The 26,434-nt window shown below is 70.0% G+C and carries 23 protein-coding genes and 1 pseudogene; 7 read left to right on the forward strand and 17 right to left on the reverse strand.

Features of this window, described 5'->3' with window-relative positions; all coding sequences use genetic code 11:
- Positions 1 to 24 precede the first annotated feature (24 nt).
- The 8 genes from ACWCOV_RS18795 to ACWCOV_RS18830 all read right to left on the reverse strand — a co-directional run bounded on the left by ACWCOV_RS18795 (position 25) and on the right by ACWCOV_RS18830 (position 11,148).
- A complete protein-coding gene (locus ACWCOV_RS18795; protein ID WP_449830546.1) occupies positions 25 to 843 on the reverse strand; it encodes a carbohydrate ABC transporter permease in 819 nt (272 codons plus the stop codon).
- A complete protein-coding gene (locus ACWCOV_RS18800) occupies positions 843 to 1,766 on the reverse strand; it encodes a carbohydrate ABC transporter permease (RefSeq protein ID WP_449830547.1) in 924 nt (307 codons plus the stop codon). Before ACWCOV_RS18800 ends, ACWCOV_RS18795 begins: the two co-directional genes overlap by 1 nt.
- The gene (locus ACWCOV_RS18805; RefSeq protein WP_449830548.1) at positions 1,763 to 3,052 is read right to left on the reverse strand and encodes an ABC transporter substrate-binding protein; all 1,290 of its coding nucleotides are present in this window, start codon (positions 3,050 to 3,052) and stop codon (positions 1,763 to 1,765) included. Before ACWCOV_RS18805 ends, ACWCOV_RS18800 begins: the two co-directional genes overlap by 4 nt.
- 27 nt (positions 3,053 to 3,079) lie before the next feature.
- Positions 3,080 to 4,105, reverse strand: a complete 1,026-nt coding sequence (locus ACWCOV_RS18810; RefSeq protein WP_449830549.1) for a LacI family DNA-binding transcriptional regulator — start codon at positions 4,103 to 4,105, stop codon at positions 3,080 to 3,082.
- 110 nt (positions 4,106 to 4,215) lie between these two features.
- Entirely contained in the window at positions 4,216 to 5,163 is a 948-nt protein-coding gene (locus tag ACWCOV_RS18815; protein ID WP_449830550.1) for an NAD(P)H-dependent flavin oxidoreductase, read from the reverse strand.
- Positions 5,164 to 5,176: 13 nt separating this feature from the next.
- Positions 5,177 to 8,101, reverse strand: coding sequence for a preprotein translocase subunit SecA (gene secA / locus ACWCOV_RS18820; protein ID WP_449830551.1), 2,925 nt, complete (start codon positions 8,099 to 8,101; stop codon positions 5,177 to 5,179).
- A 203-nt stretch (positions 8,102 to 8,304) separates the two neighbouring features.
- Entirely contained in the window at positions 8,305 to 9,534 is a 1,230-nt protein-coding gene (locus ACWCOV_RS18825) for a winged helix-turn-helix domain-containing protein (protein WP_449830552.1), read from the reverse strand.
- 30 nt (positions 9,535 to 9,564) lie between these two features.
- Positions 9,565 to 11,148 (reverse strand): BTAD domain-containing putative transcriptional regulator, encoded by a 1,584-nt coding sequence (locus ACWCOV_RS18830; protein WP_449830553.1) that lies wholly within the window; start codon positions 11,146 to 11,148, stop codon positions 9,565 to 9,567.
- Between the two features lie 260 nt (positions 11,149 to 11,408).
- Here ACWCOV_RS18830 and ACWCOV_RS18835 point away from each other — a divergent pair, with 260 nt between their 5' ends.
- Entirely contained in the window at positions 11,409 to 12,200 is a 792-nt protein-coding gene (locus ACWCOV_RS18835; protein ID WP_449830554.1) for a hypothetical protein, read from the forward strand.
- 146 nt (positions 12,201 to 12,346) lie between these two features.
- Positions 12,347 to 13,159, forward strand: a complete 813-nt coding sequence (locus ACWCOV_RS18840) for a S1 family peptidase (protein ID WP_449830555.1) — start codon at positions 12,347 to 12,349, stop codon at positions 13,157 to 13,159.
- 107 nt (positions 13,160 to 13,266) lie between these two features.
- Here ACWCOV_RS18840 and hpf read toward each other — a convergent pair whose 3' ends face one another.
- The 5 genes from hpf to mtrA form a co-directional block, all read right to left on the reverse strand.
- Positions 13,267 to 13,890, reverse strand: a complete 624-nt coding sequence (hpf, locus tag ACWCOV_RS18845) for a ribosome hibernation-promoting factor, HPF/YfiA family (RefSeq protein ID WP_449830556.1) — start codon at positions 13,888 to 13,890, stop codon at positions 13,267 to 13,269.
- 229 nt (positions 13,891 to 14,119) lie between these two features.
- Positions 14,120 to 14,809, reverse strand: a complete 690-nt coding sequence (locus ACWCOV_RS18850) for a ComF family protein (RefSeq protein WP_449830557.1) — start codon at positions 14,807 to 14,809, stop codon at positions 14,120 to 14,122.
- A 62-nt stretch (positions 14,810 to 14,871) separates the two neighbouring features.
- Positions 14,872 to 16,653, reverse strand: coding sequence for an LpqB family beta-propeller domain-containing protein (locus tag ACWCOV_RS18855; protein WP_449830558.1), 1,782 nt, complete (start codon positions 16,651 to 16,653; stop codon positions 14,872 to 14,874).
- The gene (gene mtrB / locus ACWCOV_RS18860) at positions 16,650 to 18,293 is read right to left on the reverse strand and encodes an MtrAB system histidine kinase MtrB (protein ID WP_449830559.1); all 1,644 of its coding nucleotides are present in this window, start codon (positions 18,291 to 18,293) and stop codon (positions 16,650 to 16,652) included. Before mtrB ends, ACWCOV_RS18855 begins: the two co-directional genes overlap by 4 nt.
- Positions 18,294 to 18,433: 140 nt before the next feature.
- A complete protein-coding gene (gene mtrA / locus ACWCOV_RS18865; RefSeq protein ID WP_141859693.1) occupies positions 18,434 to 19,111 on the reverse strand; it encodes an MtrAB system response regulator MtrA in 678 nt (225 codons plus the stop codon).
- A gap of 230 nt (positions 19,112 to 19,341) precedes the next feature.
- Between mtrA and ACWCOV_RS18870 the strand changes: the two genes are divergently transcribed.
- From ACWCOV_RS18870 to ACWCOV_RS18890, 5 genes are read left to right on the forward strand one after another with little or no spacing between them, the layout of a single operon-like run.
- Positions 19,342 to 20,367: a hypothetical protein gene (locus tag ACWCOV_RS18870; RefSeq protein WP_449830560.1), complete on the forward strand. Its 1,026-nt coding sequence runs from the start codon at positions 19,342 to 19,344 to the stop codon at positions 20,365 to 20,367.
- Positions 20,364 to 20,996 carry a DUF4129 domain-containing protein gene (locus tag ACWCOV_RS18875; protein ID WP_449830561.1) on the forward strand — a complete coding sequence of 211 codons (633 nt, stop codon included), beginning with the start codon at positions 20,364 to 20,366 and terminating at the stop codon, positions 20,994 to 20,996. The genes ACWCOV_RS18870 and ACWCOV_RS18875 overlap by 4 nt, the downstream gene beginning before the upstream one ends.
- Entirely contained in the window at positions 20,993 to 22,135 is a 1,143-nt protein-coding gene (locus tag ACWCOV_RS18880) for a DUF4350 domain-containing protein (RefSeq protein ID WP_449830562.1), read from the forward strand. The genes ACWCOV_RS18875 and ACWCOV_RS18880 overlap by 4 nt, the downstream gene beginning before the upstream one ends.
- The gene (locus ACWCOV_RS18885; protein ID WP_449830563.1) at positions 22,132 to 23,103 is read left to right on the forward strand and encodes an AAA family ATPase; all 972 of its coding nucleotides are present in this window, start codon (positions 22,132 to 22,134) and stop codon (positions 23,101 to 23,103) included. Before ACWCOV_RS18880 ends, ACWCOV_RS18885 begins: the two co-directional genes overlap by 4 nt.
- Positions 23,103 to 24,395 carry a DUF58 domain-containing protein gene (locus ACWCOV_RS18890; RefSeq protein WP_449830564.1) on the forward strand — a complete coding sequence of 431 codons (1,293 nt, stop codon included), beginning with the start codon at positions 23,103 to 23,105 and terminating at the stop codon, positions 24,393 to 24,395. The genes ACWCOV_RS18885 and ACWCOV_RS18890 overlap by 1 nt, the downstream gene beginning before the upstream one ends.
- Before the next feature lie 18 nt (positions 24,396 to 24,413).
- Here the strand turns inward: ACWCOV_RS18890 and ACWCOV_RS18895 are convergent, their stop codons facing one another.
- From ACWCOV_RS18895 to ACWCOV_RS18910, 4 genes and pseudogenes are all read right to left on the reverse strand, one after another.
- Positions 24,414 to 24,878 (reverse strand): LuxR C-terminal-related transcriptional regulator, encoded by a 465-nt coding sequence (locus ACWCOV_RS18895; RefSeq protein WP_449830565.1) that lies wholly within the window; start codon positions 24,876 to 24,878, stop codon positions 24,414 to 24,416.
- Between the two features lie 28 nt (positions 24,879 to 24,906).
- A pseudogene (locus tag ACWCOV_RS18900) lies at positions 24,907 to 25,137 on the reverse strand (ATP-binding protein); the annotation flags it as partial.
- A 145-nt stretch (positions 25,138 to 25,282) separates the two neighbouring features.
- A complete protein-coding gene (locus ACWCOV_RS18905; protein WP_449830566.1) occupies positions 25,283 to 26,077 on the reverse strand; it encodes a VOC family protein in 795 nt (264 codons plus the stop codon).
- Positions 26,077 to 26,409, reverse strand: coding sequence for an ArsR/SmtB family transcription factor (locus ACWCOV_RS18910; protein WP_360534859.1), 333 nt, complete (start codon positions 26,407 to 26,409; stop codon positions 26,077 to 26,079). The genes ACWCOV_RS18905 and ACWCOV_RS18910 overlap by 1 nt, the downstream gene beginning before the upstream one ends.
- Between the last annotated feature and the right edge of the window lie 25 nt (positions 26,410 to 26,434).

Raw genomic sequence — 26,434 nt, forward strand, 5'->3', positions numbered from 1 at the left:
CTGCCTTTCTCGGATGGTCAGCCGTCAGCCCTTCAACCCGGACTCGATGCCCTGGGAGATGAAGTGGCGCTGGAAGATCAGGAACAACGTCACCGCGGGCGCGGCGAGGACGCAGGCGCCGGCCAGGACCGCGCCGAACGGGTTCGCGGCCCGGGCCGACACCGTGGTCAGGTAGTTCGACAGCGAGACAGCAAGCGGTTGCAGGTCCTGCTGCTTGGTGATCAGGAACGGCCAGAGGAACTCGTTCCACGGCCCGATGAAGGTCAGCAGCACGCCGGTCAGCAGAGCGGGCTTCACCAGCGGGATGGCCACCCGCCACAGGATGCCCAGCTCGCCGGCGCCGTCGATCCGGGCCGCGTCGAACAGCTCCTGCGGCAACTGCAGGAAGTACTGCCGGAAGACGAACACCGCGGTCGAGTTGATCGCGAACGGCAGGATCATCCCGAGGTAGGAGTCGGCCAGCCCGTAGCTGCGCACGATCAGCACGTACAGCGGGATCGTCAGCAGCTGGAACGGCACCACCTGGACCAGCAGCATCAGGTTGAACACCAGCCCACGACCGCGGAACTTCAACCGCGCCAGCGCGTACCCGGCGAGCACGCCGAACACCAGCGTCCCGAAGATGACCCCACCGGTGAAGATGCCGGAGTTGATCAGCGACCGGCCGAGGTTGATCGCGTTGTCGATCTCCACGTAGTTGTTTCCGGTCAGGTTCCCCGGCGACGGGAACGCCCCGCCGACCGAGGGATCCGGCTCGGCCTGCAGCGACCCGACCAGCATGTAGTAGAAGGGGAACAGGAACACGAACGCGCCGGCGAGCAGCGCGACGAACCGCAGCCGCATCAGTCCTCCCTCCCCACGAAGCGTCGTTCGACGAGCGCCAGGATCAGCACACCGATCACCAGCAGCACGCCGATCGCCGCGCCGATGTCCGGGTTCCCCTGCTCGATGCCCTTCTGGTACATCACCAGCACCGGTGACGCCGACGCCCCGTCCGGACCGCCACCGCCGGTCAGCAGGTACGGCTCGGTGAACAGGTTCGCCCCGGTCACCGTCGCCAGCAGTACGACGAGGGTGGTGGCCGGCCGCACGCCGGGCACGGTCACGTTCAGGAACGACTTCCACCGGCCGGCGCCGTCCATCGACGCCGCCTCGTACAGGTCCTTCGACACGTTCTGCAGTGCCGCCAGGTACAGCAGGATGAAGAACCCGAGCTGTTTCCAGGTCACGTAGATCGCGATGGTGGGCATCGCCAGCGCCGAGTTCACCAGCCAGGACGGGTCCGGCGCGAGCGGGCCGAGGATCGAGTTCACCAGCCCGTTCGAGTTGAACAGGAACAGCCAGACCCCGACCACCGCGACGCTCGCCGTCACGTACGGCACGTAGTACGAGACCCGGAAGAACGTCCGCCACCGGATCGCGCCGTTCAGCGCGGTCGCCAGTCCGAGCGCCAGCACGACCGTCAGCGGCACGTTGATCACCAGGAAGACGGCCACGTTGAAGAACGACCGCCGTACCGCGGGATCCGACAGCACCGTGACGAAGTTGTCGAGTCCCACGAACGGCCGTTCCACGATCGCGCCGGGCGCGGTGAAGAAGTAGTCGTGGAACGACATGTAGACGGCGAAGCAGAGCGGGTAGGCGAACACGGCCGCCAGGAACACCACGTACGGTGTGACGAAGGCGGTCCCGGCCGGATGCTCACCGAGAATCCGGCCGAGGACGCCGTGCCGCCGCCGGGCGCCGGTCGAGGCCAGTCGGGTCATGACTGCGCGGCGAGCTGATCGACCTTCTGCGCCGCGCCGTCCAGCGCCGCGCCCGGGTCCTCCTGGCCGAAGATGACCGACTTGGAGTAGGCGTCCCGGAAGGTCTGCCAGATGGTGATCGAGTTCGGCACGTTCGGCACCTCGACGGTGCGGGCCGCCTGGTCCGCGAACGTCTTGTAGTCCGGGTTCTTGGCGAAGTAGTCCGCGTACGCCGACGCCACATCCTTGCGCAGCGGCATCTGACCGGTCGCCTCGAGGAACTTGCCGTCCTGCTCCTGGCTGGTCGCGAACTTCAGCACCTCCCACGCGGTACCGCGGTTCTTGCAGGCCGAGTACATCGCGACGTTCTTCGCGTCCGAGAAGGTGTGGATCTCGTTCGCGGGCTTGCCGGCCGAGGTCGGCACCGGTACGACGCCCCAGTCGACCTTGCCCTTGTACGTCGCGATCGCCCACGGACCCACCACGGCCATCGCGGCGGTGCCGTCGACGAACGCGTCACCGGTGTACTTCTCCTGCGACGCCAGCTTGTCGGCGTACATGGTCCGCCAGAACTGCGCGACCTTCTTGCCCTCCTCGGAGTTGAACGTCGCCTTTCCGTCCTCCACCAACTGCTTGCCGCCGGTCTCGGCCGCGTACAACGGGTAGAAGTCGAACCAGGACTGGAAGAACTCGTTGCTCGGCGCCGGGTAGATGGCGAACTTCGCGGCCTTCGCCGCGACCAGCTTCCGGGAGGTGTCGAGGAACTCGTCGTACGTCGCCAGCGGCGGCTTCGCGGTGTCGATGCCGGCCTTGGCGAACGCCTTCTTGTTGTAGAACATCATCACCGGGTTCGACTTCCACGGCAGCTGGTAGTACTTGCCGTCGGTCGACTTGTACTGCTGGGCGACGTCACCCGAGCGGTCCTCGATGTACGACTTGCCGTCGCTGAAGGTGTCCAGCGCCACCAGCCCGCCCTGCTTCTGGAACTGCGAGACCGAGGCCGGCGAGGTGTTGAAGATCAGGCACGGCGCGTTGCCGGCGGTGATCGCGGCCCCGATGACCTCCTCGGAGCTCTTCCCGGTCGGGATCTCCTGCGCGGTCACCTTCTGGTCCGGGTGCGCGGTGTTCCAGGCCGCGACCATCTGCTTGCCCCAGGCCACTTCTTCCTTGTTGTTCGAGTACCAGATGGTGATCGGGCCGGTGGCCTTGGCCGCGGCGTCGGCGTCACCAGCGCCGTCACCGCTGTCGCCACACGCGGCGAGCGAGCCGGCCAGTACCAGGGCCAGCAGTCCTGCTTGCAACTTCATGGTTCCTCCAAATGCGCAGGGGATGCGCTATGCGGGGGGTGCGGCGGTGGAACGCCGTACGACGAGCTCGGCGGGCGCCAGCTCGGCATCAGGTACGCCGGAGTCGCCGTCGACGACCTGGTTGAGGGTCTGGGCGGCCGCCTCGCCGAAGCGGAACGGGTCGGCGCGCACGGTGGTCAGGCCGGGGTGGACGTACTCGGCCAGTTCGCTGTCGTCGAAGCCGGCGATGCTCAGGTCGTCCGGGACGGTCAGCCCGGCCGCCTGGGCGGCGCCGAGGCCGGCGATCGCCATCCGGTCGTTGGCGTAGACGATCGCGGTCGGCGGCTCGGGCAACGCGAGCAGCCGCCGGGTGGCCTCGATCCCGGCCGCGGCGGTGAAGTCACCGATCTCGATCGCGACCGGCTCCAGCCCGGCGTCGGCCAGGGCCGCCACGAAGGCCGTCGACCGTGCGGTCGCGTGCACGAAGGCGGGCGGGCCGCCGACGTGCGCGATCCGGGTGTGGCCGAGCTCGACGAGGTGCTCGACGACCGCGCGGGTGCCCGGGCGGTCGTCCAGGATGACGGCCGGGAACGGCGACGTGCCGTCCGGCCGGTTCAGGGTCACGGCGGGCATCCCGAGCTCGACCAGCAGGTCGATCCGGGGGTCGTCGTGCCGCAGGTCGGACAGGAAGACGCCGTCGACGCGGCCGTCCCTGGACAGCCGCCGGTAGCCGGCCTCCTCTTCCTCGCCGGCCGTGACGACCTGCAGGACCAGGGCCTGCCCGCGGGTGGACAGCACACTCTCGACACCGGCGATGAAGGCGGAGAAGAACGGGTCCGAGGACAGCACGTCCGGGTCCCGGGTGATCACCAGGCCGAGCGCGAACGCCTTCGAGACCGACAGCGACCGGGCCCGGTTGCTCGGCCGCCAGCCCAGCTCGTCGGCCGCGGCGAGGATCTTGTCGACGGTCGCCTGGGCCAGCCCGGGCCGCCCGTTCAGCGCGAAGGACACCGAACCCTTGGACACACCCGCCCGGCTCGCCACATCGGCGATCGTCGGCCGCTGCTTGCTCATCGCACCTCGCTTGACGCGGTTTAAACCGGTTTAAACGACATCTAAACCGGTTAAAACACCGCGCGTCAAGACCTCAGCCTCTGTGATCCCTACGAGGCCGGGTACCTACGTCAGGCTTGCTGAGCGGCCTGGAGGTGGGTGCGGTAGGCGGCGAAGGTGGCGACGACCTCGGCGGCGGTCGTCTGGCCGGTGAGCGCGCCGACGCCTTGTCCGGCGTAGATGGAGGTGCGAGCCGGGTCGGCTGAGCGGACCCCGGTGACATAGTCGTCGTGGCCGGCGTCGTCGGCCTTGAGCTCCTCCTCGCGACCTTCCCACGTGTCGAAGTAGGCGTTCCGGAGCGCCCGGCCGCCGAACTCGTCCGGCCACCCCGCCCGCGAGGCCGCGTCGAAGACCGTGCCGTAGACCGTGTCGGTCTCGTCCGCCTCGATCACCCGCGCCCGCACCGAGTCCGGCGTCAACGCCTCGGCGCAGGTGAGGAACGCCGTACCGACCCAGCCGCCGGCCGCACCAGCAGCCAGTACGGCGGCGAGCCCGCGCGGACCGGAGATGCCGCCGGCCGCGAGCACCGGAAGGTCGGTGAGGTCCAGAATCGCTTGCAGCAAAGGGAGAGTCGCGACCGCGTTGCGCCCATGACCGCCTGCCTCGGCGCCTCGCGCGACGATCGCGTCCACGCCCGCGTCGATCGCCTCCCGCGCGTCAGCCACTGTCCCGGCCTGCATCGCGACGACGATGCCTTCCTTCTGCAGCGCCCCGACGTACGGCGCGTAGTCGCCGAAGCTGAGCGACACGAGGGCGGGCTTGAGCTCGAGCACGGCGTCGAGATGCTCCGGGTGATCCTTGACGGACCACGCCATCAGGCCGACGCCGTACGGCTTCCCGCCCTCCGCGGCGACCGCGCCCTCGGTCCGGATCCAGTCGGCGCTCACCGCGGACCCGGCGCCGAGCATCCCCAGCCCGCCGGCCGCCGAGATCGCGGCGGTCAGCCGACCGCCGCTCACGTTCGCCATCGGCGCGCCCACCAGTGGGACGGACAGTCCGAACCTCTCCGTCAGCCACATGGTGGGCTCAGCCTCAGAACTTGTAGACGTCCGACTGCGGGTCGCCGTGGCAGCGCTTGTACTTCTTGCCGGAGCCGCACGGGCAGGCCACGTTGCGCGGAGTGCCGGCGTACATCAGGCCGCCCTCTTCGGCGCCGTCCTGGCGAACCGCGACCTCCTCGTCACCGTCGATCGTCGGCGCCGAGTAGGACAGCCGCTGCGGGCGGCTGTCGCCGGTCAGGCCCTTGGCGCGCAGCCGCGGGGTGTCGCGCGGACGCGGCGTGTCCTGCGGCCGCTCCTCGACCTGGTCCCGGCCCGGGAACTCCGCCACCGGCGCGCCCGGGGTGAGGATGTCCTCGATCCGGCGGCCCTCGAGGCTCTCGGCCTCCGCGGCCTGGTTGGCCAGCTCGGCCTCGGCCTGCATTGCCTCGACGTTGACCTCGACGTTGAAGATGAAGGCGACCGACTCCTCCTTGATCGACTCCATCATCGCGGCGAACATGTCGTAGCCCTCGCGCTGGTACTCGACCAGCGGGTCGCGCTGCGCCATCGCGCGCAGGCCGATGCCCTCGCGCAGGTAGTCCATCTCGTACAGGTGCTCGCGCCACTTGCGGTCCAGCACGCTCAGCACGACCTGGCGCTCCAGCTCGCGCATCGCGTCCGTGCCCAGCGACTCCTCCCGCCGGTCGTACGCCGCCTTGGCGTCGGCGACGAACGCCTCGATCAGGAAGTCCTGGGTCAGGCCGGCCTTGTCACCGCCGGCCTCCTCGACCAGCTGCTCCTCGGTCAGCTCGGTCGAGTACAGCGTCCGCATCGCGGTGAACAGCGCGTCCAGGTCCCAGTCCTCGGCGAACCCGTCCGCGGTCGCGCCCTGCACGTAGCCGGTGACGGTCTCCTCGAGCATGTCCTGCACCTGGTCGCGCAGGTCCGCGCCCTCGAGCACCCGGCGGCGCTCGTCGTACACGACGTGCCGCTGGCGGTTCATCACGTCGTCGTACTTGAGGATGTTCTTCCGGGTCTCGAAGTTCTGCGCCTCGACCTGGGACTGCGCCGACGCGATCGCCTTGGTGACGACCTTGTTCTCCAGCGGCTGGCTGTCGTCGTTGTTGCGCGACATCGCCCAGTCGACCATCTCGCGCTTGAACAGCCGCATCAGGTCGTCCTCCAGCGACAGGTAGAACCGGGACTTGCCCGGGTCGCCCTGACGGCCGGACCGGCCGCGCAGCTGGTTGTCGATCCGGCGGGACTCGTGCCGCTCGGTGCCGAGCACGTACAGGCCGCCGGCCTCGCGGACCTCTTCCTGCTCGTCCTTGACCTGCTTCTCGAACTGCTCGAGGACCGTCGGGTACTCCGCCTCGTACTCCTCCACCGACTCGGCCGGGTCGATGCCGCGGGCGCGCAGCTCCTTGTCGGCCAGGAACTCGGGGTTGCCGCCGAGGATGATGTCGGTACCACGGCCGGCCATGTTGGTGGCCACCGTGACCGCGCCCTTGCGGCCGGCCTCGGCGACGATGGCCGCCTCCCGCGCGTGCTGCTTCGCGTTCAGCACCTCGTGCGCGATGTTCTCCTTGCGGAGCTGGGCGGACAGCCGCTCGGACTTCTCCACGCTGGTGGTGCCGACCAGGATCGGCTGGCCGGTCTTGTGCACCTCGACGATGTCCTTGACCACCGCGTCGAACTTGGCGTCCTCGGTGCGGAAGATCAGGTCCCGCTCGTCGGAGCGGATCATCGGCTTGTTGGTCGGGATCGGCACCACGCCGAGGTTGTAGATCTTGGAGAACTCCGCGGCCTCGGTCATCGCTGTACCGGTCATGCCGGCCAGCTTGTCGTAGAGGCGGAAGTAGTTCTGCAGCGTGATCGTCGCCAGCGTCTGGTACTCCTCCTTGATCTCGACGCCTTCCTTGGCCTCGATCGCCTGGTGGAGTCCCTCGTTGTAGCGGCGGCCGTGCAGCGTCCGGCCGGTGTGCTCGTCGACGATCAGCACCTCGTTGTCGACGACCACGTAGTCCTTGTCGCGGCGGAACAGGTCCTTGGCCTTCAGCGCGTTGTTCAGGTAGCTGATCAGCGGGGTGTTGGCCGACTCGTACAGGTTGTCGATGCCGAGCCGGTCCTCGACCTTCTCGATGCCGCGCTCGAGGATCGCGACGGTGCGCTTCTTCTCGTCCACCTCGTAGTCGGCGACCGGCCGCTGCTCCTCCGGCACCTTGTCGTCGGCGATCCGGGGCTTCAGCGTGGCGGCGATCCGGGCCATCTCGACGTACCAGCGCTGCGAGTCCTCGGCCGGGCCGGAGATGATCAGCGGGGTCCGGGCCTCGTCGACCAGGATCGAGTCCACCTCGTCCACGATCGCGTAGTTGTGCTCGCGCTGGACGCAGTCCTCGATGCTCTGCGCCATGTTGTCGCGCAGGTAGTCGAAGCCGAACTCGTTGTTGGTGCCGTAGGTGATGTCCTTGCTGTAGGCGACCCGGCGCTCGGCCGGCGTCATCTGCGGCAGGATCACGCCGTAGTCGAGGCCGAGGAAGTGGTACACCCGGCCCATCCACTCGGCCTGGTACTTGGCCAGGTAGTCGTTCACCGTGACCACGTGCACGCCCTTGCCGGACAGGGCGTTCAGGTACGTCGGCAGCGTGCCGACCAGCGTCTTGCCCTCACCGGTCTTCATCTCGGCGATGTTGCCCAGGTGCAGCGCGGCGCCGCCCATGATCTGGACGTCGTAGTGCCGCTGGTGCAGGGTCCGCTTGGCCGCCTCCCGGACGACCGCGAACGCCTCCGGCAGCAGCGCGTCGAGCGACTCCCCGTTCTCGTGCCGCTGCTTGAACTCCGCGGTCTGACCGCGGAGCTCCTCGTCGGACATCCCGACGAAGTCGTCCTCGATCGAGTTGACCATCTTCGCGATGCCCTGGAGCTGACGCAGGATCTTGCCCTCGCCGATCCGCAGGACCTTGTCGATCACCTTCATGGTGGGGAGTTCTCTCCTTGCTGCTGAAGCCTGGTTGCGGCCGACGCCGACAGGGCACGGCCGACCCAACGGGAAGGGCGTGCGTCCCCCATCGTACGGGGCCGGGTGTGCCAAGCCACGCCCGCAGCGTGCCTCGGGGCCCAACCGACCCACGCTCGGCCAGGCCGGAAAGTTCCCGGCCGAGCGTCAGTATCCTCGCAGTGCTAACTCCTTCCCCGCCCCACCGCCCCGGTCAGGGCGTCACTCAGCGCTGGCGACAGGTCACCGCCCCCGGCCACCTTGACCTGGTCGAGCCCAAGGAACCCGGCCAGCTGGACCAGCTCGGCGGCCAGCTCGTCCGCGGTCTCCACCGGCGCCTTCGGCTCGGCGTGCGCCGACTGGACCAGCAGCACCCCCGCGGCCCGGTCCGACTTGAGGTCCACGCGCGCGACCAGCCGGTCCCCGAGCAGGAAGGGCAGCACGTAGTACCCGTAGATGCGCTTCTCGGCGGGCACGTAGATCTCGATCCGGTAGCGGAAGTCGAACAGCACCTCGGTCCGGGTCCGCTCGAACACCAGCGAGTCGAACGGGCTGACGAGCGCCCGCGCGTTCACCCGCCGCGGCAGCCGCGCGTCCCGATGCAGGTACGCCTGCCGCTTCCAGCCGTCGATCTGGACCGGGAGCAGCTCACCTTCCTCGACGAGCTCCTGGATCGCCTGCGCGGTCGGCCCGGGCGCCGTCCGGAAGTAGTCCTTCAGGCACTGCGCGGTCGACACCCCGTGCGCCCGCGCCGCGATCGAGACCAGTCCACGGTGCGCCTCGTCGAGCGACGGCGTCGGGGTGTCCAGCACGGCGCTCGGCAGCACCCGCTCGGGTACGTCGTACATCCGCTCGAACTGCTGGTTGCGCCGGGCGACCGTGATCTCGCCGGCGAAGAAGAGGAACTCCAGGGCCCGCTTCACGTCGGACCAGTTCCACCCCCAGTTCTCCTTCGACCGCTCGACGTCGTCGTCGATCTCGCGCGCGGTCAGCGGGCCGTGCTCGCGGACGTCGGCCAGCACCTGCTTGATCAGGTCCGGTCGCTCCTGCGCGATCGATCGCGGCCCACCCCAGGCCTCGGTCGTCGCGCGGGCCATCCGCCAGCGCATCAGCGGGTGGGTCTCGACCGGGAGCAGCGAGGCCTCGTGCGCCCAGTACTCCACCAGGCGGCGAGGCGCCTTGCCGGCGGCACGGTCGAGCAGGTCGCGCGGGTACGGCCCGAGGCGGGAGTAGAGCGGGAGGTACTGCGCGCGGCTCACGACGTTGACCGAGTCGATCTGGATCAGCCCGATCCGGCCGAGCACGCGGGACAGCGCCCGCATGTCCGGCACGCCCTTCGGCCGCGGGTCCAAGAAGCCCTGAGCCGCCAGCGCCACCCGCCTGGCCTGAGCCGTCGACAACACCTGGCTAGTCACAGCAGCGATTCTGCCGGGGCCCACCGACAATTACCGCCGGTCCCCGTCGACGGTGTCCTGGACCCGGATGATCAGCACGACCTCGGCCACCTGCGGCGGGATCGGCCAGGGGAACAGACCGCGCGCGGCCAGATCCTCCAGGGAGCGGAACGGACCGCGGTGGGTCCGATCGGCGGCGATCAGCGCGGCGTGCTCGGCGGAGACGCCGGGCAGCGTCCGCAGGACCGCCTCGGGCGCGTCGTTGATGTCGATCAACCCGCCGTCCTCGAACTGGTTCGGCAGGTCCGGGCGCCCGATCCCGAGCTGGCGGGCGATCAACGGATGCTCGGCCGCGAGTTGACGCCCGTACTGCCGGCGCGTCTCCGGCCCCGGCGCCTGCCGGGTCTGCCTCGGCACGATCACCGCCAGGTGCACGGCGCAGACCAGTGCTGAGGCGATCACCAGCGTGACGCCGAGACCGTCCTTGGTGCTGGTGATCTCGTCGCTGCTCGAGTCGACCATCACGGCGCCCGCGATCGTCGCGCCCAGATACCCCGCGGCAGCCAGCCCGAGGCGGGTACTGCGTCGGCGGACCGCCACGACACCCATCGCCGGACCGCCCAGGAGCCCGACCGACAGCACCGGGACCGCCGCGACCACGAACTTCAGCACCCAGTCCCGCAACCGCAACCGCTCACTGTGCGCCGCCGGCGGAACGAATGGCGCGGCGGGAACGTGCGGCCACGGCGTAGGCGTGGCCGGGGGTGGCGTAGGTATGGCAGAGGGAGCCGGGGCCGCGGGCGCCGGTGCCGCGGGAGTCGCTCCGGGTGGAGCGGAGGCGGCGGGCGTGGGGGTGAGGGTGGGATCGTCCTGAAGGATCCGCTGGTGGAGATCTTGGAGGTGGCGGCTCGGGTCCACGCCGTACGTGGAGACCAACAGGGTGCGAATCTCGCGGTAGGCGGCCAGGGCGTCGGCCTGGCGGCCGGCGCGGTACAGCGCAAGCATCTGCACCCCGCGCAGTCGCTCGCGCAGCGGGAACTCGGCAACCAAGCGGGACAGTTCCGGCAGCAGGCTCTGCTGGTGGCCCTGGTCGAGCTCCACCTCGGCCCACTCCTCGACAGCGGCGGCGCGGTCGTCGGCGAGCCGGGCGCGGGTGGCCTCGAAGTACGCGCCGGTCAGGCCGGCCAGCGGCTCCGCCTGCCACAGCGACAGTGCCGTCCGGAGCTCCGTGGCGGCCTCTGCCAGCCGACCCTCGGCACGCAGCCGGCCAGCTGTGCGGACGTGCTCGCCGAACAGGTCGACGTCGGACTCGCCAGGGGCGACGGCGAGTCGGTAGCCGCCCTCGGTCAGGGTCAGCAGCCGGCCGGACGATCTCGGTGCCCGCTCCGGCTCCAGCACCCGGCGCAGGCCGGCGACGTACTTCTGTACGACGTTCGGGCCGTTCTCCGGCGGGTCGTCGCCCCAGACGGCGTCGATGATCCGGCTCGGCGGGACCGGCCGGTTGGCGGCGAGCAGGAGACTCGCCAGGACGGCGCGCTGCTTGGCCGGACCGAGATCCAGCTCGCGCGACCCACGATGGGCTCGCACCGGTCCGAGCAGGGAGAACCGGACAGAGTCGTCGACCGCCCCTGGCACTGGTCAGCACCCTCCCGATCCGCTGGACCGAACTGCCCTCAGCCCGACGGCAGTCTATCCAGGGACCCGGGCCGTTCCGGCGCCCCCGCAGCCGACCATGGCAGAAGCCTCGGCAGCGGGTCGGCAGCGGGCCGGCAGGCGGACGGCAGTCGCGCGCAGTCGAACGGCGGCGAGAAGGCAGTGCGCGGACACAAGCTCTTAGGCGACACGAGAACGAGCACCGGCCGCTCGGCCGGCGTACCGAAAGGTGAGTCCGAGACATGTCCTTCCCCTGGATCCGCACCGCCGCGGCGGTCGCCACGATCGCGCTGGTCACGACCAGTTGCGGCCCAGACGCCGGCACCGCCGGCGAGAACAAGCCGGCCGTCACCACCCCGGCGACAGCGCCTCCCAGCAGCCCGGTCGCGTCGCCGTCGGCGGCGGGGCTGGAGAACCTGCCGGTCCGGACGATCATGCAGAAGACCCGGGCGGCGTCGCTGGCGGCGACCAACTTGCGGATGCGCGGCACCATCGACGACACCGGCGGCCCGATGACCTTCGACATCGTCCTGACCAAGGGCGGCGGTGAGGGCACCTTCACCGTCGCGGGCGCGTCGTACACGGTCCGTGCGATCGGCAAGACCGTCTACCTGCAGTTGTCCGAGTCGGCGATCCGCGCACAGGCGAAGGCCGAGAAGAGCAGCCCGGCCGAGACCGCGCAGACCGTCAGACTGCTGAAGAACAAGTGGATCAAGCTGTCGAAGGTCGACAAGGACACCCAGGACATGGTCGACCTGGTCACCCCCGGCCGGTTCTTCACGACCGTCTTCGGCGAGGACGACACGGCCACGGCCGCCCCGCCACGCAAGGTCGCGGCGCGGATGATCGACGGCGTCCGGTGCGTCGGGCTCACCGACGACGGCGCCGCGCTGTGGATCGACACCGAGACCGCCCAGGTCATCCGGATGACCGAGGGCAAGAACCGGTTCAGCTTCAGCGCCTACGGCAAGGCGCCCACGCCGAAGGCTCCGGCGAAGAGTCAGGTGCTCGACGGCAAGGCGATGGGGCTGTGACCGGGCCCGCCGGCCGGCGCGGGGAACCGGCCGGCGGCCATAACTCGGGAGTTACCGCAAGTGGGAGGTGCGCTACGGACGGTGTTCGGGAGACGCTCCATGGAGGCCACGCCGCCCGCGTGGCCCCTATCAACCTGGAGTGAGGCATGACAGGAAGAGTGCAGTTGGTCCGAGCCGCCCTGGCGGCCGGTGTGCTGGCCGTGGCGTCCCTCGGTGCGGTGGCCGTAGCCGGCTCCGCGTCGGCCGCGCAGTCGCCGGACGGGCCGAAGACCCGGATCGTCGGCGGCACGGTCGCCAAGACCGCGGACACGCCCTGGGCGATTGCCCTCAACAACAGCGGCTCGCCGTCGCCGAGCGGCCAGTGGTGCGGGTCGACGCTGGTCGCCGCGAACAAGATCGTCACCGCCGCGCACTGCGCGCAGGAGGCGGCGAGCACCTACACGGCGATCCAGGGCCGGGACGTGCTGACCGAGTCCGGTGGCAAGGAGTCCAAGATCAGCAGCATCTGGGTGGATCCGGCCTACGGCAAGGAGCCTGGTCACGACGTCGCGGTGATGACGCTGGCCACGCCGTTCGACGGTGTGCCGACGCTGGCGCTGGAGACGGACAAGGCGGCGGACGCGGCGGGTGCGGCGTCGGTCGTGTACGGCTGGGGCGAGACCGAGGGCACCGGGCCGGCGGACACCTTCCAGACGGTCGACGTGCCGGTGCTGGGTGACGCGTACTGCGAGAAGGCGTACGCGAGCGAGGGGTACACCGCGGACGGCGAGATCTGCGCCGGGTTCGAGGAAGGCGGCAAGGACTCCTGCCAGGGTGACTCCGGCGGCCCGCTGGTCCTCAACGGCCGGCTCTTCGGCGTCGTCTCCTGGGGCGTGGGCTGCGCCGACGCCGGCAACCCGGGCGTTTACGCGGAGGTAGCCACCTACGCGGCCGCCCTCCAGGCCCAGATCGACAGCTAGCGGGCCTCAGCGCAGGCTCGCGCTGCGGAGACCTTCACAGGGGAAGGATGAGGGGCCGGGCAGCTGCCCGGCCCCTCTTGTTGTGCTCCTCCCGCGTGCGCTCGGCCTCAGACGGCCAGACGGATGACGCCGTAGTCGTAGCCGCGGCGGCGGTACACGACGCTGGGCTGGTTCTCGTCGGCGTCGACGAAGAGGTAGAAGTCGTGCCCGACCAGTTCGAGCTCGTAGAGCGCCTGGTCCAGGGACATCGGCTTGGCGGTGTGGGTCTTCTCGCGCATCACCAGCGGACCGTCACCGGTGACCGTGAGCGATCCGAACTTGTACGTCGCCACCTCGTCCTCGGCGGCTGGTTCCTCCACTGGAGCTGTGTCATTGAGTGGTTGCTTCGCGTTCACGTGCCGAAGGCCCTCCGGCGTCCGCTCACCACGGTGCACCCGGCGGCGGTCGGCCGCCTTGCGGACCTGCGCCCGCAGCCGGTCGAGGCAGACGTCGAACGCCGCCTGCTTGGTCTCGCCGGTCGCTTCGGCGCGGACCACCGGTCCCTTCGTGTACATGGTGAGCTCGACACGCATCGCCCGATCGTGCTGTCGCGGGTTCTTCTCCTGGCTGACTTCTACCTCGCACCGCAGTACCCGGTGATCGACCTTCTCGATCCGTTCGAGTTTTTCCTCGACGTACTGCCGGAAGCGGTCACTGACCTCGCAGTGATGACCCTTGACAACGACGTCCACGGAAACCTCCATCGATCGGCGACTTCTTGTTACGTCTCCGGACCCCCGTTTGCCTTGTGTCGGTTGCGGTTGGGGCGCCCGAAACGAGAACACCCGCGAGCGGACCGGTCGGACTCCGCGGTGAGGATTCCGGCTGATCCGGCCCTGCACCACATCCCTGCCCGACAGTCCCTAGCGGGTGTCATAGGCCAACGCTAGTCGGCTTCGGCGAAAACCGGTAGGGAAGTTCTCATGAACCAGACGGCCGGCGCCGGCGGGTCGCGGCCAGCACCGCGCAGCCGAGCACCGGGATTCCGGTGGATTCCAAGGCCCGGCCCGCCTCGGCGAGCGTGGAACCGGTGGTGATCACGTCGTCGACCAGCAGGACCGGCTGATCCGTCAGTGTTTCAGCCCAGCGCGAACGAGCCGCGAAAGCCCCGTCCAGGTTGGCGGTACGGCGTTCCGCGGACAACCCGGCCTGGTCGTCGGGACGCCGTACGACGGTCAGCGCGGCGGCCGGCCGGGCGTCGATTCCCTGCCGCCGCAGGGATCGCGCGGCGGCGCGGGTGATCCGGCGCAGCGGGTCGTGGCCACGCTGCCGGACCGTCGATCCGGCCGACGGCACCGGGCACAACCAGACGGCCCGCCGCTCCCCGAGAGCAACGCGTACGGCGGCCGCCAGCACGGCCCCGAGTGGCCGGGCCAGCTGGTACCGGGCCTCCTCCTTGTGCGCAATGATCAGCCGGCGCACCTCATCGGCGTACGGCGCACTCGCGGTGGGTGGAGGCAGTCCGGGCGGCGGCGGGTCCGGCCAAGCACGGAACGGAGTCACCGAGTTCAGTAGCTCCCAGCAACGACCACACAGAGTGACGCCCGGCCGGTCGCAGCCCGCGCACCGCCCACCCAGCACGAGATCCACGAACGCGTCCCGGACCGGCACCGCTCAACGATCCGCGATGACACTCCCGCTCGCAACCGGGTCAGGCCGGGCCTGTGGACAACTCAGCCCGGGTAGGTCGGCACGATCGGGGCCGCGTTGGCATCGTTGTCCATGTCGACCCAGGTGAGGTCGCGGGTCTGCCAGTGCAGGTTGCCCTTGACGTCCTCGACCACCGGCAGCGTGTCCTTGTTCAGGTTCGACGCGAGCAGCGCGGTCTCGAACCCGGACGACGCACCGGGCAGCAACTGCCGGCCGGAACCGTCGGTGTTCACCAGCCAGGGCTGCCGGATGTTGCCGACGTCGGGTGACGTACCGGCGACCAGGATGCCGAGCTTGTTCCAGGCCGCGTCGGTGATGGCGGTGAGCGGCAGCTGAAGCTGGCGGAGCTGCCCGAGGACGAGCTTGCCGCCGCTGGCGGTCTGGATCGTCCCGGTCTGCACGTAGTTCTCGCCGGTGGTCTTGGACCGCATCACCAGCAGCGCCCGGACGCCGTCCGGAGCCATCCGCAGCGCCACCGGGGCGTCACCGTGGAAGCTGGTGGCCACGTCGGCGATCGCGGAGCCGTCGCGGTTGCGGACCCGCAGCCGCGGCACTCCGTCGGCGCGGTCGAGGATCCAGAGGTTGTCCTGGTTGTCGAAGCTGGGCCGCAGCACCCGGCCCTGGGTCTGGATCTTCCGGACCTGGTCGGTCTTGTCGTTCTCGGTGCTCTCCAGCCGGGCGTACGCCACCACCTTGTCGCCGTGCTCGGTGGTCACGATCGCGCCGGAGTCCCCGCGTAGGCTCACCGCGAACGACTCGGCCTGGTAGTCGTACAGCTTGCTGCCGTTCAGCGGCCGGGCGGCGATGTCGGACGCCCCGTCCAGGCCCTCGATCCGCTGGATCCGGCCGGAGCGGACGCCGTACAGCTCGGTCATCGCGCCGTCGGGCACCTGCGGGTCATAGTTTCCGAAGTTGGAGAACGGCAGCACGTCCGGCTCGTCGGGCAGCAGCGGCGCGCCGTTGACCGTGATCTTGACCCGCAGGTTGACCTGGTTGAGGGTCCAGACGATCTGGGCCGCGAGCAGTCGCCGGTCCGTGTCCCGCAGTGGGGCGGCCGCCTCGTTCAGGGCCACCGTCGCGACGCCGAACTCGACCGGCACGGAGACCTGGACCGCGGTCCCCGGCGGAGCCAGCGAGATGGCGCCGTTGCCGAGCCGTTTGGTCGGGCCCTTGAGCAGCTCCTGGATCAGCTGGGTGGCGCCCTGCCCGGCCGACAGGTTCACCGGCAGGTAGACCGGGTCGGGGACGAGCATGTCCTTGCCCGGGTTGAAGAAGTAGAGGTTGCGCGGGGCAAGCTTCGGGTCGAGCTGGTTGCTGCTCAGGTACACGCCCGGCGGCGGCGTCGCGACCCGCCACTGGCCCTCCACCTTGACCAGTTTGAAGGTGAAGTCGACCGGGGCGCCGACCTTCGCCGGGGTCCAGGAGCCTCGATCGTCGATGGTGGCGATCATGTCGGCCCGCAACCGGACCTGGTCGGTGCGCACGCCGCTGGTGACCGCGTCCCGCGCCTGCTGGTACACCACCGTCTGCGACTCCGGCTTCCAGGCGGCCGCCGCCTCCGGGGTCAGGTACTGCCGGGCCACGTCGAAGGCCCGGGAGTCCGACATCGCCTCCAGGAAGCCGTTCACCAGCTGCAGCGGCTGGGCATCCGCCCGCGGCGGCTTGGCCTCGACGCCGACGCCGCCGAAGTCCGGCGCCAGGCCCTCCCGGCCGGCGTTGCGGATGGTGCCCTTGGTCGGCACCGTGGCGCAGCCGGTGACCAGCAGCAGGACCGCCAGGACTGCCGCAAGCAGCTTCCGCTTCACCGCTCCTCACCACCGGTCAGCTTCTGGTACGGCGCTCCGACGTCGACGAGAGACTTCTCCGTCACCACCCGGCTCGCGTCGGCCGGGCGGGCCGGCAGCGGCGATCCGGACAGCGTGACGTCCGGCCGCCGGGGCAGCGTCAGCCGGAAGTAGGCGCCGTCGCCGGGCGAGCCCCAGGCGTCCAGCCGGCCGCCGTGCAGCCGGGCGTCCTCCAGCGCGATGGACAGGCCGAGCCCGGTGCCGCCGGTGGTCCGGGCCCGGGCCGGGTCGGCCCGCCAGAACCGGCTGAACACCATCTCGGCCTCCTCGGCCCGGAAGCCGACGCCGTGGTCGCGGACCGCGACGGCGGCCGCGTCGTCGTCGTACGCCGTGCTGATCCGGATCGGCAGACCCTCGCTGTGCTCGATCGCGTTGCCGATCAGGTTGCGCAGGATCCGCTCGATCCGGCGCGAGTCGACCTGCGCCCGGCACGGCTCCGGCATGTCCAGCTGGACCTCGCAGCCCTTGCGCTGCAGCAGGGTCTCGTGGTTCTCCAGCACCCGGTTGACGATGTCGCGCAGGTCCACGTCCTCCAGGTCGAGGGCGGCCGCGCCGGCGTCGAACCGGCTGATCTCGAGCAGGTCGGCGAGCAGTTCCTCGAACCGGTTGAGCTCGTTCTGCAGCAGCTCGACCGAGCGCCGGCTGATCGGGTCGAACTGGTCCCGGCTCTCGTGCAGCAGGTCGGCGGCCATCCGGACCGTGGTCAGCGGCGTGCGCAGCTCGTGCGAGACGTCGGAGACGAACCGGCGCTGCAGCCGGGACAGCTCCTCGAGCCGGCGGATCTGCCGTTGCAGGTTGCCGGCCATCTTGTTGAAGGAGACCGCCAGCCGGGCCAGGTCGTCGGTGCCGCGGACCTGCATCCGCTCCTCGAGCTTGCCGGCCGCGAGCCGCTCCGCGATCCGCCGCGCCATCCGGACCGGGGTGACCACCTGGCGGGTGACCAGCCAGGCGACCGCGCCGAGCAGGACGACCAGCAGCAGGCCGGCCGTCACCAGGGCGCGCTGGACCACGTCGAGCGTCTCCTGCTGCGGGGTGAGCGGGAAGAGGAAGTAGACCGCGTACCGCTCGGTCGGCGCGGTCGGGACCCGGAGCTGGGACCCGATCACCAGGCCGGGCACGCTGGGCCCGTCGCGGTAGTTGATGACGGTGTAGGTGTCCCAGAGCTTGGTGTCGTCGCTCATCACCGAGGACGCCAGCTCGGCCGGGATCGAGTCGCTGTCGACGAGGCCGGTGTAGCGGATCGCGTTGGTCGAGGACGAGTCGCCCGGCACCAGCAGGACGTCGTACAGACCCGGGCGGTTGGTGCCGAGGACCAGCTCGGACAGCTGCTGGTTGATCGTGTTCGGGTCGGCCGCGTCGATCGTGTTGGACAGGGAGGCGAGCTGCGCGATCGCCTCCGCCTGGGCACTCGTCCGGCGGGACTCGAGCACGCCGTCGGTGACCTGGCTCATCATCACCCAGCCGACCAGGAGCAGCACGACGGTCGACATCAGCAGGGTGCCGGTGACGATCCGGGCCTGGATGGACCGGCGCCAGATGTCCGGCCAGTGCTTCGGGTGCGTGCGCCACAGCGGCTGCGGGTAGGCAGGCCAGTCGGCCACGGCGGCGGTGAGCTCGAGCTCCGTCCCGCGGGTCTCCGCCGTCTCCTGCTCGACCGGTGCCGGTTGCTGCTGCTCCGGACCGGCCGCGGCGGCCGGGGCGTCGGCGGCCGCCTGCGACTCTTGGTCGCGTCCGTACTCGATCAGTCCGCACCCGCCTTGTAGCCGACACCGCGGACCGTGACCACGATCTCGGGGTGCTCGGGGTCCTTCTCGATCTTGGAGCGCAGCCGCTGGACGTGCACGTTGACCAGCCGGGTGTCGGCCGCGTGCCGGTAGCCCCAGACCTGCTCCAGTAGCACCTCGCGGGTGAACACCTGCCAGGGCTTGGAGGCCAGGCAGACCAGCAGGTCGAACTCCAGCGGGGTCAGCTGGATCGTCTCACCGGCCCGCTTCACCGAGTGCCCGGCCACGTCGATGGTCAGGTCGCCGATGGTCAGCGACTCCGGACCGGGCTCGTCCATCCGGCGCAGCCGGGCCCGGATCCGGGCCACCAGCTCCTTCGGCTTGAACGGCTTCACCACGTAGTCGTCGGCGCCGGACTCCAGGCCCAGCACCACGTCCACGGTGTCGCTCTTCGCGGTCAGCATCACGATCGGCACGCCGGACTCGGCCCGGATCGCCCGGCAGACGTCGATCCCGTCCATCCCGGGCAGCATCAGGTCGAGCAGCAGCAGGTCCGGCTTGAACTCACGGAACGCCGGTACCGCTTTGTCACCGGTCGCGCACAGATAGGTGTCGTAGCCCTCGTTGCGCAGCACGATGCTGAGCATCTCCGACAACGCCGTGTCGTCGTCGACGATGAGGATGCGACCCCGCATCGTCCGGTTACCGTCTGCCACGCCCAGCTCCTTGCCGTCCGATCGTTGTGCGCCCAGCGGATGCTGACCGTACGCACTACGGATAGTGTCCCATTCCCCGGGTAGTGCACACGCCGGATCGCCGAATGACCCCGAGTTGGGCTGTGATCATGGTGCACAGCCCTGGCCCGGGACAACTTATGGACTACACGGTTCAGCCCGGCCCGCGGTTCGACGGAGGGAGGTGACGGGTGACGGACATCAGCCTGCACGAGGACCCGGCGGCGGAGCCGCTGCGGCCGTGGCTGCCCGCCGACCTGCTCGACAACGCCGCCCGGACCATCTCCGACAACAAGACGATCATGCTGGGCCTCCCGGTGCTGGCCGCCATCGCCCTGCTGGCGGTCCAGGCCGTGCTGACCGAGGTCGCCGTACCGGGCGGGATCAGTGGGTTCTTCGGGGCCGAAGACCCGTTCCAGCAGGCCGGTGCGGCGCTGCTGCTCACGTACGGCGTCCAGCTGGTGCTGTTCACCGTCGTGTCGAGCATGCTGGCCGGCATCATCGCGCTGGCCGCCGTGCGGAGCCAGCTGGCGCATCGAGTCGGGCCGATGGAGCTGCTGCGGCTGGTCCGGCCCGCGCTGCCTGCACTGGCCGCGGTCGGACTGGTGCAGTCGCTGTCGTTCATCATGCTGATCGGTGGCTGGGGCTTGGCGGTGGTCGGCGTCGGCTCCGGAGCCGAGTCCGCGGTGTCGTCCGACGTGGCCGGTGCGGTGGCGATCGTGATGATGCTGCTCGGCGGGGTGCTGGTGGTGATCTTCGGCATCCGGCTGGTGCTGGCCGGGACCGTCGTACTGATGGAGGGCCGGCACGCGCCGGACATCGGGCTCCACATCCCCAGCCGGGTGGGCGTCTGGGGTGCGTTGAAGCGGTCCTGGCAGCTGGTGAGGGGCAAGTTCTGGCGGGTGTTCGGCATCCTGCTGTTCGGCGGGCTGGTGGTCAACATCGTCAGCTACGCGCTGCAGTTCGGGGTCACCACGCTGGTGATGACGGTCGGCTCCTGGGCCGACGGCAGTGAGAGCAGCAGTGCGACGATCGCCGCGATCGTGCTCGGCGTGGCCGCCGGACTGGCGACCGCGATGACGCTGATCGCCAGCCTGGCCTTCATGTCCGCCGTCCAGGCCCTGATCTACCTGGACCTCCGGGTCCGGCGAGAGGGCCTCGACCTGTGGATGCGGCCGGTGCTGCGCCCGGTTCAGGGACCTGGAGGTACGCCGTGATCATCCTGGAGCCCCCGATCGACATCGGCCGGGACCAGGCCGCCGCCGAGGCGGCCGAGGAGCTGTCCAAGTCGGCGTACCGGCAGTCCGGCGGCTCGCTGATCGAGCGGGCGTTCGGCAAGGTGATCGAGTGGATCGCCGAACTGATGGACAGCCTGTCCGGGACGTCTCCGGGCGGTCACGCCGGTCTGTTCATGCTGATCGGGCTGATCATCCTGATCGCGATCGTCGTGCTCTGGCGGGCCGGTGTGCTGCGGACCATTTACCGGGTGAAGGGCCAGGCGGTCTTCGACACGGCCAGGCCGCGCAGTGCGGCGGAGTACCGGGCGCAGGCCGAGCAGGAGGCTGCTAGCGGGGACTACGCGCTCGCCGTTCGCAGCCGGTTCCGCGCCTGTGTGGCTGAACTGACCGAGCGGACCATCCTGGACGAGCGGGCGGGCCGGACGGCGTACGAGGTGGTGGCCGACGCCGGCCGCGCCGTACCGTCCCTGCGAGACCCGTTGCAGCCCGCGGCGCTGGCGTTCACCGAGGTTGTCTACGGCAACCGTCCTGGTACGCCGGAGCGGTACGCAGTCGTGGTGACGGCAGACAACGCTGCCCGGACGGCCAAGGCGTTGGTGCAAGCGTGAGCACTGTGGTCGGGAGAAGTGCCGGTGAGAGCTGGCGGGTGCTGCGGGTGCCGCTGCTCGTCACCGGCTTGATCGTGCTGGCGGCGATCGTCATTCTGATCGCCACCGCCGCACGGACCTCCGGACCGTTCAGCCCGGACTCGACCGAGCAGAACGGAGCACGTGCGCTCGCGGCGCTGCTGGAGAACCATGGCGTCAACGTGCGGGGCACCGAGGACCTGACGGACGCGGTCGCGCCGGGAGCCGGCAAGACCCTGCTGATCGGGCCGATGGGTCAGCTGGATCGCTCCGACTGGGAGCGGATCGCCCACGCAGGCTGGAGCCACATCGTCCTCATCCGCCCCGGCTCCCGTGCTCTGGAGGCGCTGGCGCCTGGTGTGCAGGACTCCGGTCAGATCCTGTCGTCGGGCAGCCGTGATCCGGACTGCGACCTGCCTGCCGCGGTCAAGGCCGGCACGGTGACCGTCAGCGGCTCCACCTACTCCGCGCCCTCCACAGCCCAGGCCTGCTACGGCGACGGCATCTCGAACACGGTGATCCGGCTGGAGACCGACGGACGGATCGTCGACGTGGTGGGGTCGCAGCGCTCGTTCACCAACGACCAGCTCGCGGACGACGGCAACGCGGCACTCGCGCTCAACCTGATCGGCACCAACCAGGACCTGACCTGGTACCTGCCGCAGTGGGAGTCCACCGGGTACGACGAGCCCGACGAGGACGCGCCGCCACTCATCCCGCCGGACGTGCGCTACATCGGGTGGGCTCTGGCGTTCGCCGTACTGGTCGTAGCGCTCTGGCGTGGTCGGCGGCTCGGTCCGGTCGTGGCCGAGCGGCTGCCGGTCATCGTGCATGCTGCGGAGACCACTGAGGGCAGGGCGCGGCTCTACCGTCGCTCACGCGCCCGCGACCGTGCTGCGGCCGCACTGCGTGAGTCAGCTCTCGGCAAGCTGCACAAGGCGCACGGGATCCCGCGGCGCGCCGATCCGTCCGCTGTGGTCGCGACTGTTGCCGCACGCACCGGCCGGGACCCGGCCATGCTGTACGAACTGCTCTACGGCCTCCCACCGCTGAGCGACGCCGCCCTGATGTCCTTGTCCTATGAACTCGACGTACTGACGCAGGAGGTACGACACCCGTGACGACTACCGAGGTCACCGCCGAGCAGGCCAGGCAGGCACTGGTCGCCTTGCGGACCGAGATCGGCAAGGCGGTGGTCGGCCAGGACACCGCGGTGACGGCGCTCGTGCTCGCTCTGCTCTGCCGCGGCCACGTGCTGCTCGAAGGCGTCCCGGGTACGGCGAAGACGCTGATGGTGCGGGCGCTGTCGATGGCCATGCGGCTGGACACCAAGCGGGTGCAGTTCACCCCGGACCTGATGCCCGGTGACGTCACCGGGTCGCTGGTGTACGACGCCAAGTCCAGCGAGTTCGAGTTCCGTCCGGGCCCCGTGTTCACCAACATCATGCTGGCCGACGAGATCAACCGGACGCCGCCGAAGACACAGGCCGCGTTGCTGGAGGCGATGGAGGAGCGGCAGGTCACCGTCGACGGTGTGCCGCGCAAGCTGCCGGTGCCGTTCGTGGTCGCCGCGACGCAGAACCCGATCGAGTACGAGGGCACTTATCCGTTGCCGGAGGCCCAGCTCGACCGGTTCCTGCTGAAGGTCACCCTCGACATCCCGCCGCGCGACGCGGAGATCGCCGTACTGGCCCGGCATGCGCAGGGCTTCGACCCGAGGGATCTCGCAGGCGCCGGTCTGCGTCCGGTGGCCGGGCCGGAGGACCTGCTGGCCGGGCAGAACGCCGTACGGCGGGTTGCGGTCCGGGAGGACGTGTTGGCGTACGTGGTGGACCTGTGCCGGGCCACGCGGCAGTCGCCGTCGTTGCAGCTTGGTGTGTCGCCGCGTGGGGCCACGGCGTTGCTGGCGGTGTCGCGCGCCTGGGCGTGGTTGTCCGGGCGGGACTACGTCATTCCGGACGATGTGAAGGCGATGGCGCGTCCTTGCCTTCGGCATCGAGTACAGGTGCGGCCGGAGGCGGAGCTCGAGGGTGTCAGCGCGGACGCCGTACTCGAGAGCGTGCTGGCCACGGTGCCGGTGCCACGCTGATGGTTCTCACTGGCCGGGCCGGACTGCTCGCCGCCGCGGGCGTCGTCTTCGTTGCTCTGCTGCTGCCAAGCTGGAGCGGAGTCGGCATCGTGGTCGCGGTCGTGCTGGTGGTCTGCCTGGTCGACATCCTGCTGGCCGGCTCGCCTCGGCGGCTGCAGCTCAGTCGGGAGGGCGACAACGCCGTACGGCTGGGTGAACCGGCTGTGGTGCAGTTGCTGGTCGCCAACCCGGGTCGGCGGGTCAAGGGGCTGTTGCGGGACGCGTGGCCGCCGTCGGCCGGCGTACAGGATCCGCCGCACAAGCTGGACCTGCCGCATGGTGAGCGGCGGCGGCTGACGACGCATCTGCTGCCTACGCGGCGAGGTGACCGGCAGGCGCATCGGGTGACGATCCGGTCGATCGGTCCGCTGGGGTTTGCTGGCCGGCAGGGGTCGCACACGGTGCCGTGGACCGTGCGGGCGTTGCCGCCGTTCAAGAGCCGCAAGCACCTGCCGTCTCGGTTGGCGCGGTTGCGTGAGCTGGACGGGCGGACGGCCTTGCTGGTGCGGGGGCAGGGGACGGAGTTCGACTCGTTGCGGGACTACGTGCCTGGGGATGACGTCCGGAGCATCGACTGGCGAGCGACGGCGCGGCGCGGCAACGTCGTACTGCGAACCTGGCGGCCGGAACGCGATCGTCAGGTTGCCATCGTGATCGACTCCGGGCGGATGTCGGCCGGGCGGGTCGGGGATGCGCCGCGGCTCGACCATGCGATGGACGCTGCGTTGCTGCTGGCTGCGTTGGCTACGCGTGCCGGAGACCGGGTTTCCTTGCTGGCTTGCGATTCGGCAGTGCGGGCCGACGTACGGCGACCGGCGCCGGAGGACGTGCTGCCGTCGTTCGTGAACGCGCTGGCCAACGTCGAGGCCGAGCTGGTGCAGACGGACTTCCGGGTGGTCGTGTCGCAGGTCCTCGAGCGGCTGGGGCAGCGCTCCCTCGTCGTCCTCCTCACCGGGTTGGACCCGGCCGTGATCGAGGAGTCCCTGCTCCCCGTCATCGGGCCGCTGCTGCGCCGCCACGTCATCGTGCTGGCGTCCGTCGCCGACCCCCGCCTCACCGAGCTCGAGTCCACCCGCTCCGACCTGATCGAGGTGTACGGCGCCGCGTCCGCCGCCCGCACCCGCCTCGACCGCGAACGAGTAACCGCCATCCTCACCCGAGCCGGCGTCACCGTAGTAGATGAAAACCCCGACCAGATAGCCCCCGCCCTAGCCGACACCTACCTGTCCCTGAAAAAGGCCGGCCGCCTCTAACCAGTCACCCCACGCGCCCTACCCAGCGTAGATCTCGGTGGTCGGGAGGGCGGTTTGGAGTTGGCGGCGTGAGGTGATGCCGAGCTTGGTGAAGACTTTGCGCAGGTGCCATTCGATCGTGTGGCGGCTGAGGAACAGCTGGGCGCCGATCTCGGCGTTGGTCAGGCCGTTGGCGGCGAGCTCGGCGATGTGCGCTTCCTGCGCCGTCAGCGTCTCGCCGGCGTGGTCTGTGCGGTGGCCGACCGTCTCGCCGGTTGCGGCGAGCTCGTGGCGCAGGCGCTCGGCGAAAGCGTCGGAGCCGGCCGATGTGAGGATGTCGTACGCCGTTCGCAGCTGGCCTCGAGCGTCCTGGCGTCGACTCTCCCGCCGCAGCCATTCGCCGTACAACAGGTGCGCCCGGGCAAGCTCGATGCGGACCCGGGTGCGGCTGAGACGGTCGACGGCTTCCCGGTAGCAGAATTCTGCCGCCTCGCCGGCCGGCAAGATTCCGCAGCGGAACACAGAGCTGATGCAGGTCGGCGAACGGCAACTCCATCTCGGCCTCGACACCCGACGCCCGAACGACCCGGCACCCGTCGGATTGCCCGGCCAGATAGTCGAGAAGAGCCGACTTACCGATCCCCGGCTCACCCCGGACGATCAAGGCCTGCCCCTGACCAGCGCGCACCTCGGCCAGCAGCCGCCGCAACCGCGCGACCTCCTGACGCCGACCCAGAAGCCCCACCACCGCGCTCTCCGCCATGGCCCTCCTCCCTGACCAAAGGCTAAAAGCCTTCCCGGCGATCACCACGCTCCCGCGCGAACCACTACCCCCGCGCAACCGAACCTGTCCCACGGATGACAGCTGGCCTAGAAGGGTTGCGGTGAAAGGGGATGGAGGTGAGTGGTCACTGGGAGGGGCGGGCCTGGGCGAAGGTCCAGCGGTGGCCTTCGAGGTCTTCGGCTTGGTAGCGGGTGTAGCCGTGGGTGTGAATCTCGGAGACGATCTTCGCGCCGTTCGCCGTGCTGTGGGCGAAGTGGGCGGCCAGGTCGTCGACGTACACCCAGACCTCGTGATCCAGGCCCTTGCGCTCCTCGGTCAGCTTGAACAGCAGGATCGCGGACGAGCCGACGTGCAGCTCGATCCAGCTCGGGTCGGAGCCTTCGGCGGGGATCTTGTCCCAGGAGTCGAGGCCGAAGAGGGTGTGCAGCCAGCGCGCGGCGGCGGCCGGGTCCTCGTAGTACAGGCCGATCGAGAGACGGTCGAGCTCGCGCTGGGTCTCCGGCGCGTTGCGGCGCTCGAACCACTGCGGCACCCAGTGCAGGATGTTCGCCCAGAAGTAGAACGCCTTCTCGCCACCTTCAACCAGCGTCTGTACGACGGTGACGCGCGTCCCGCCGTCGAGCTCGTCGAAGGTGATCCGGGTCTCGGTGTCGTCGACCGAACTGCGGTACGCCATCAGCGCGCCCGGCTCCCAGTCGGTGATCGTGCCCAGCTCGAGTACGTCGTCCGGGAGTGTGTAGACCTCGAGGATGCGGCCGCCGACGCCCGGCTCGATCTGCATCGCGGTGGCGCGGGCCGAGTCCCAGAAGTTGATCGGGCCGCGGACCCACCACAGGTCGATCTCCTCGGTGAAGATCCGGAACGCGGACTGCGGGTCGGTGGCGACCTCGACGGACGCGGACGCTGACGGCTTGGTCATCAGGACTCCTTCTGCTCGACGTGTCGCTTGAACGAGCCCAACTGGTCTCTCCAGTGCGCCTGGACCTGGTCCAGCCAGGCCTGCACGGCGACCACGGGCTCGGGGTTCAGCCGGAAGATCCGCACCCGCGCGTCGTCGGGACCGCGCTCGTCGGCGACCAGCCCGGCGGACAGCAGGATCCGCAGGTGCCGGCTCATCGCGGGTGACGACGCACCGGTCGCCGCCGCCAACTGGCCGGCCCGTTGCGGCCCCTCGCCGAGCAGCCGCACCACCTGCCGCCGGGTCGGGTCGGCCAGGACCTCGAAGAACCGGTCGACCTGATCTTCCACCATGCCGCAATAGTTAACGAGACATACA

This window comes from Kribbella sp. NPDC002412 (assembly GCF_053592935.1).

Excerpts from the sequence above, each read along its gene's own strand:
- ACWCOV_RS18795 (WP_449830546.1), bottom strand. The coding sequence starts at position 843 with ATGCGGCTGCGGTTCGTCGCGCTGCTCGCCGGCGCGTTCGTGTTCCTG.
- ACWCOV_RS18800 (WP_449830547.1), bottom strand. The coding sequence starts at position 1,766 with ATGACCCGACTGGCCTCGACCGGCGCCCGGCGGCGGCACGGCGTCCTC.
- ACWCOV_RS18805 (WP_449830548.1), bottom strand. The coding sequence starts at position 3,052 with ATGAAGTTGCAAGCAGGACTGCTGGCCCTGGTACTGGCCGGCTCGCTC.
- ACWCOV_RS18810 (WP_449830549.1), bottom strand. The coding sequence starts at position 4,105 with ATGAGCAAGCAGCGGCCGACGATCGCCGATGTGGCGAGCCGGGCGGGT.
- ACWCOV_RS18815 (WP_449830550.1), bottom strand. The coding sequence starts at position 5,163 with ATGTGGCTGACGGAGAGGTTCGGACTGTCCGTCCCACTGGTGGGCGCG.
- secA (WP_449830551.1), bottom strand. The coding sequence starts at position 8,101 with ATGAAGGTGATCGACAAGGTCCTGCGGATCGGCGAGGGCAAGATCCTG.
- ACWCOV_RS18835 (WP_449830554.1), top strand. The coding sequence starts at position 11,409 with ATGTCCTTCCCCTGGATCCGCACCGCCGCGGCGGTCGCCACGATCGCG.
- ACWCOV_RS18840 (WP_449830555.1), top strand. The coding sequence starts at position 12,347 with ATGACAGGAAGAGTGCAGTTGGTCCGAGCCGCCCTGGCGGCCGGTGTG.
- mtrA (WP_141859693.1), bottom strand. The coding sequence starts at position 19,111 with ATGCGGGGTCGCATCCTCATCGTCGACGACGACACGGCGTTGTCGGAG.
- ACWCOV_RS18890 (WP_449830564.1), top strand. The coding sequence starts at position 23,103 with ATGGTTCTCACTGGCCGGGCCGGACTGCTCGCCGCCGCGGGCGTCGTC.
- ACWCOV_RS18905 (WP_449830566.1), bottom strand. The coding sequence starts at position 26,077 with ATGACCAAGCCGTCAGCGTCCGCGTCCGTCGAGGTCGCCACCGACCCG.
- ACWCOV_RS18910 (WP_360534859.1), bottom strand. The coding sequence starts at position 26,409 with ATGGTGGAAGATCAGGTCGACCGGTTCTTCGAGGTCCTGGCCGACCCG.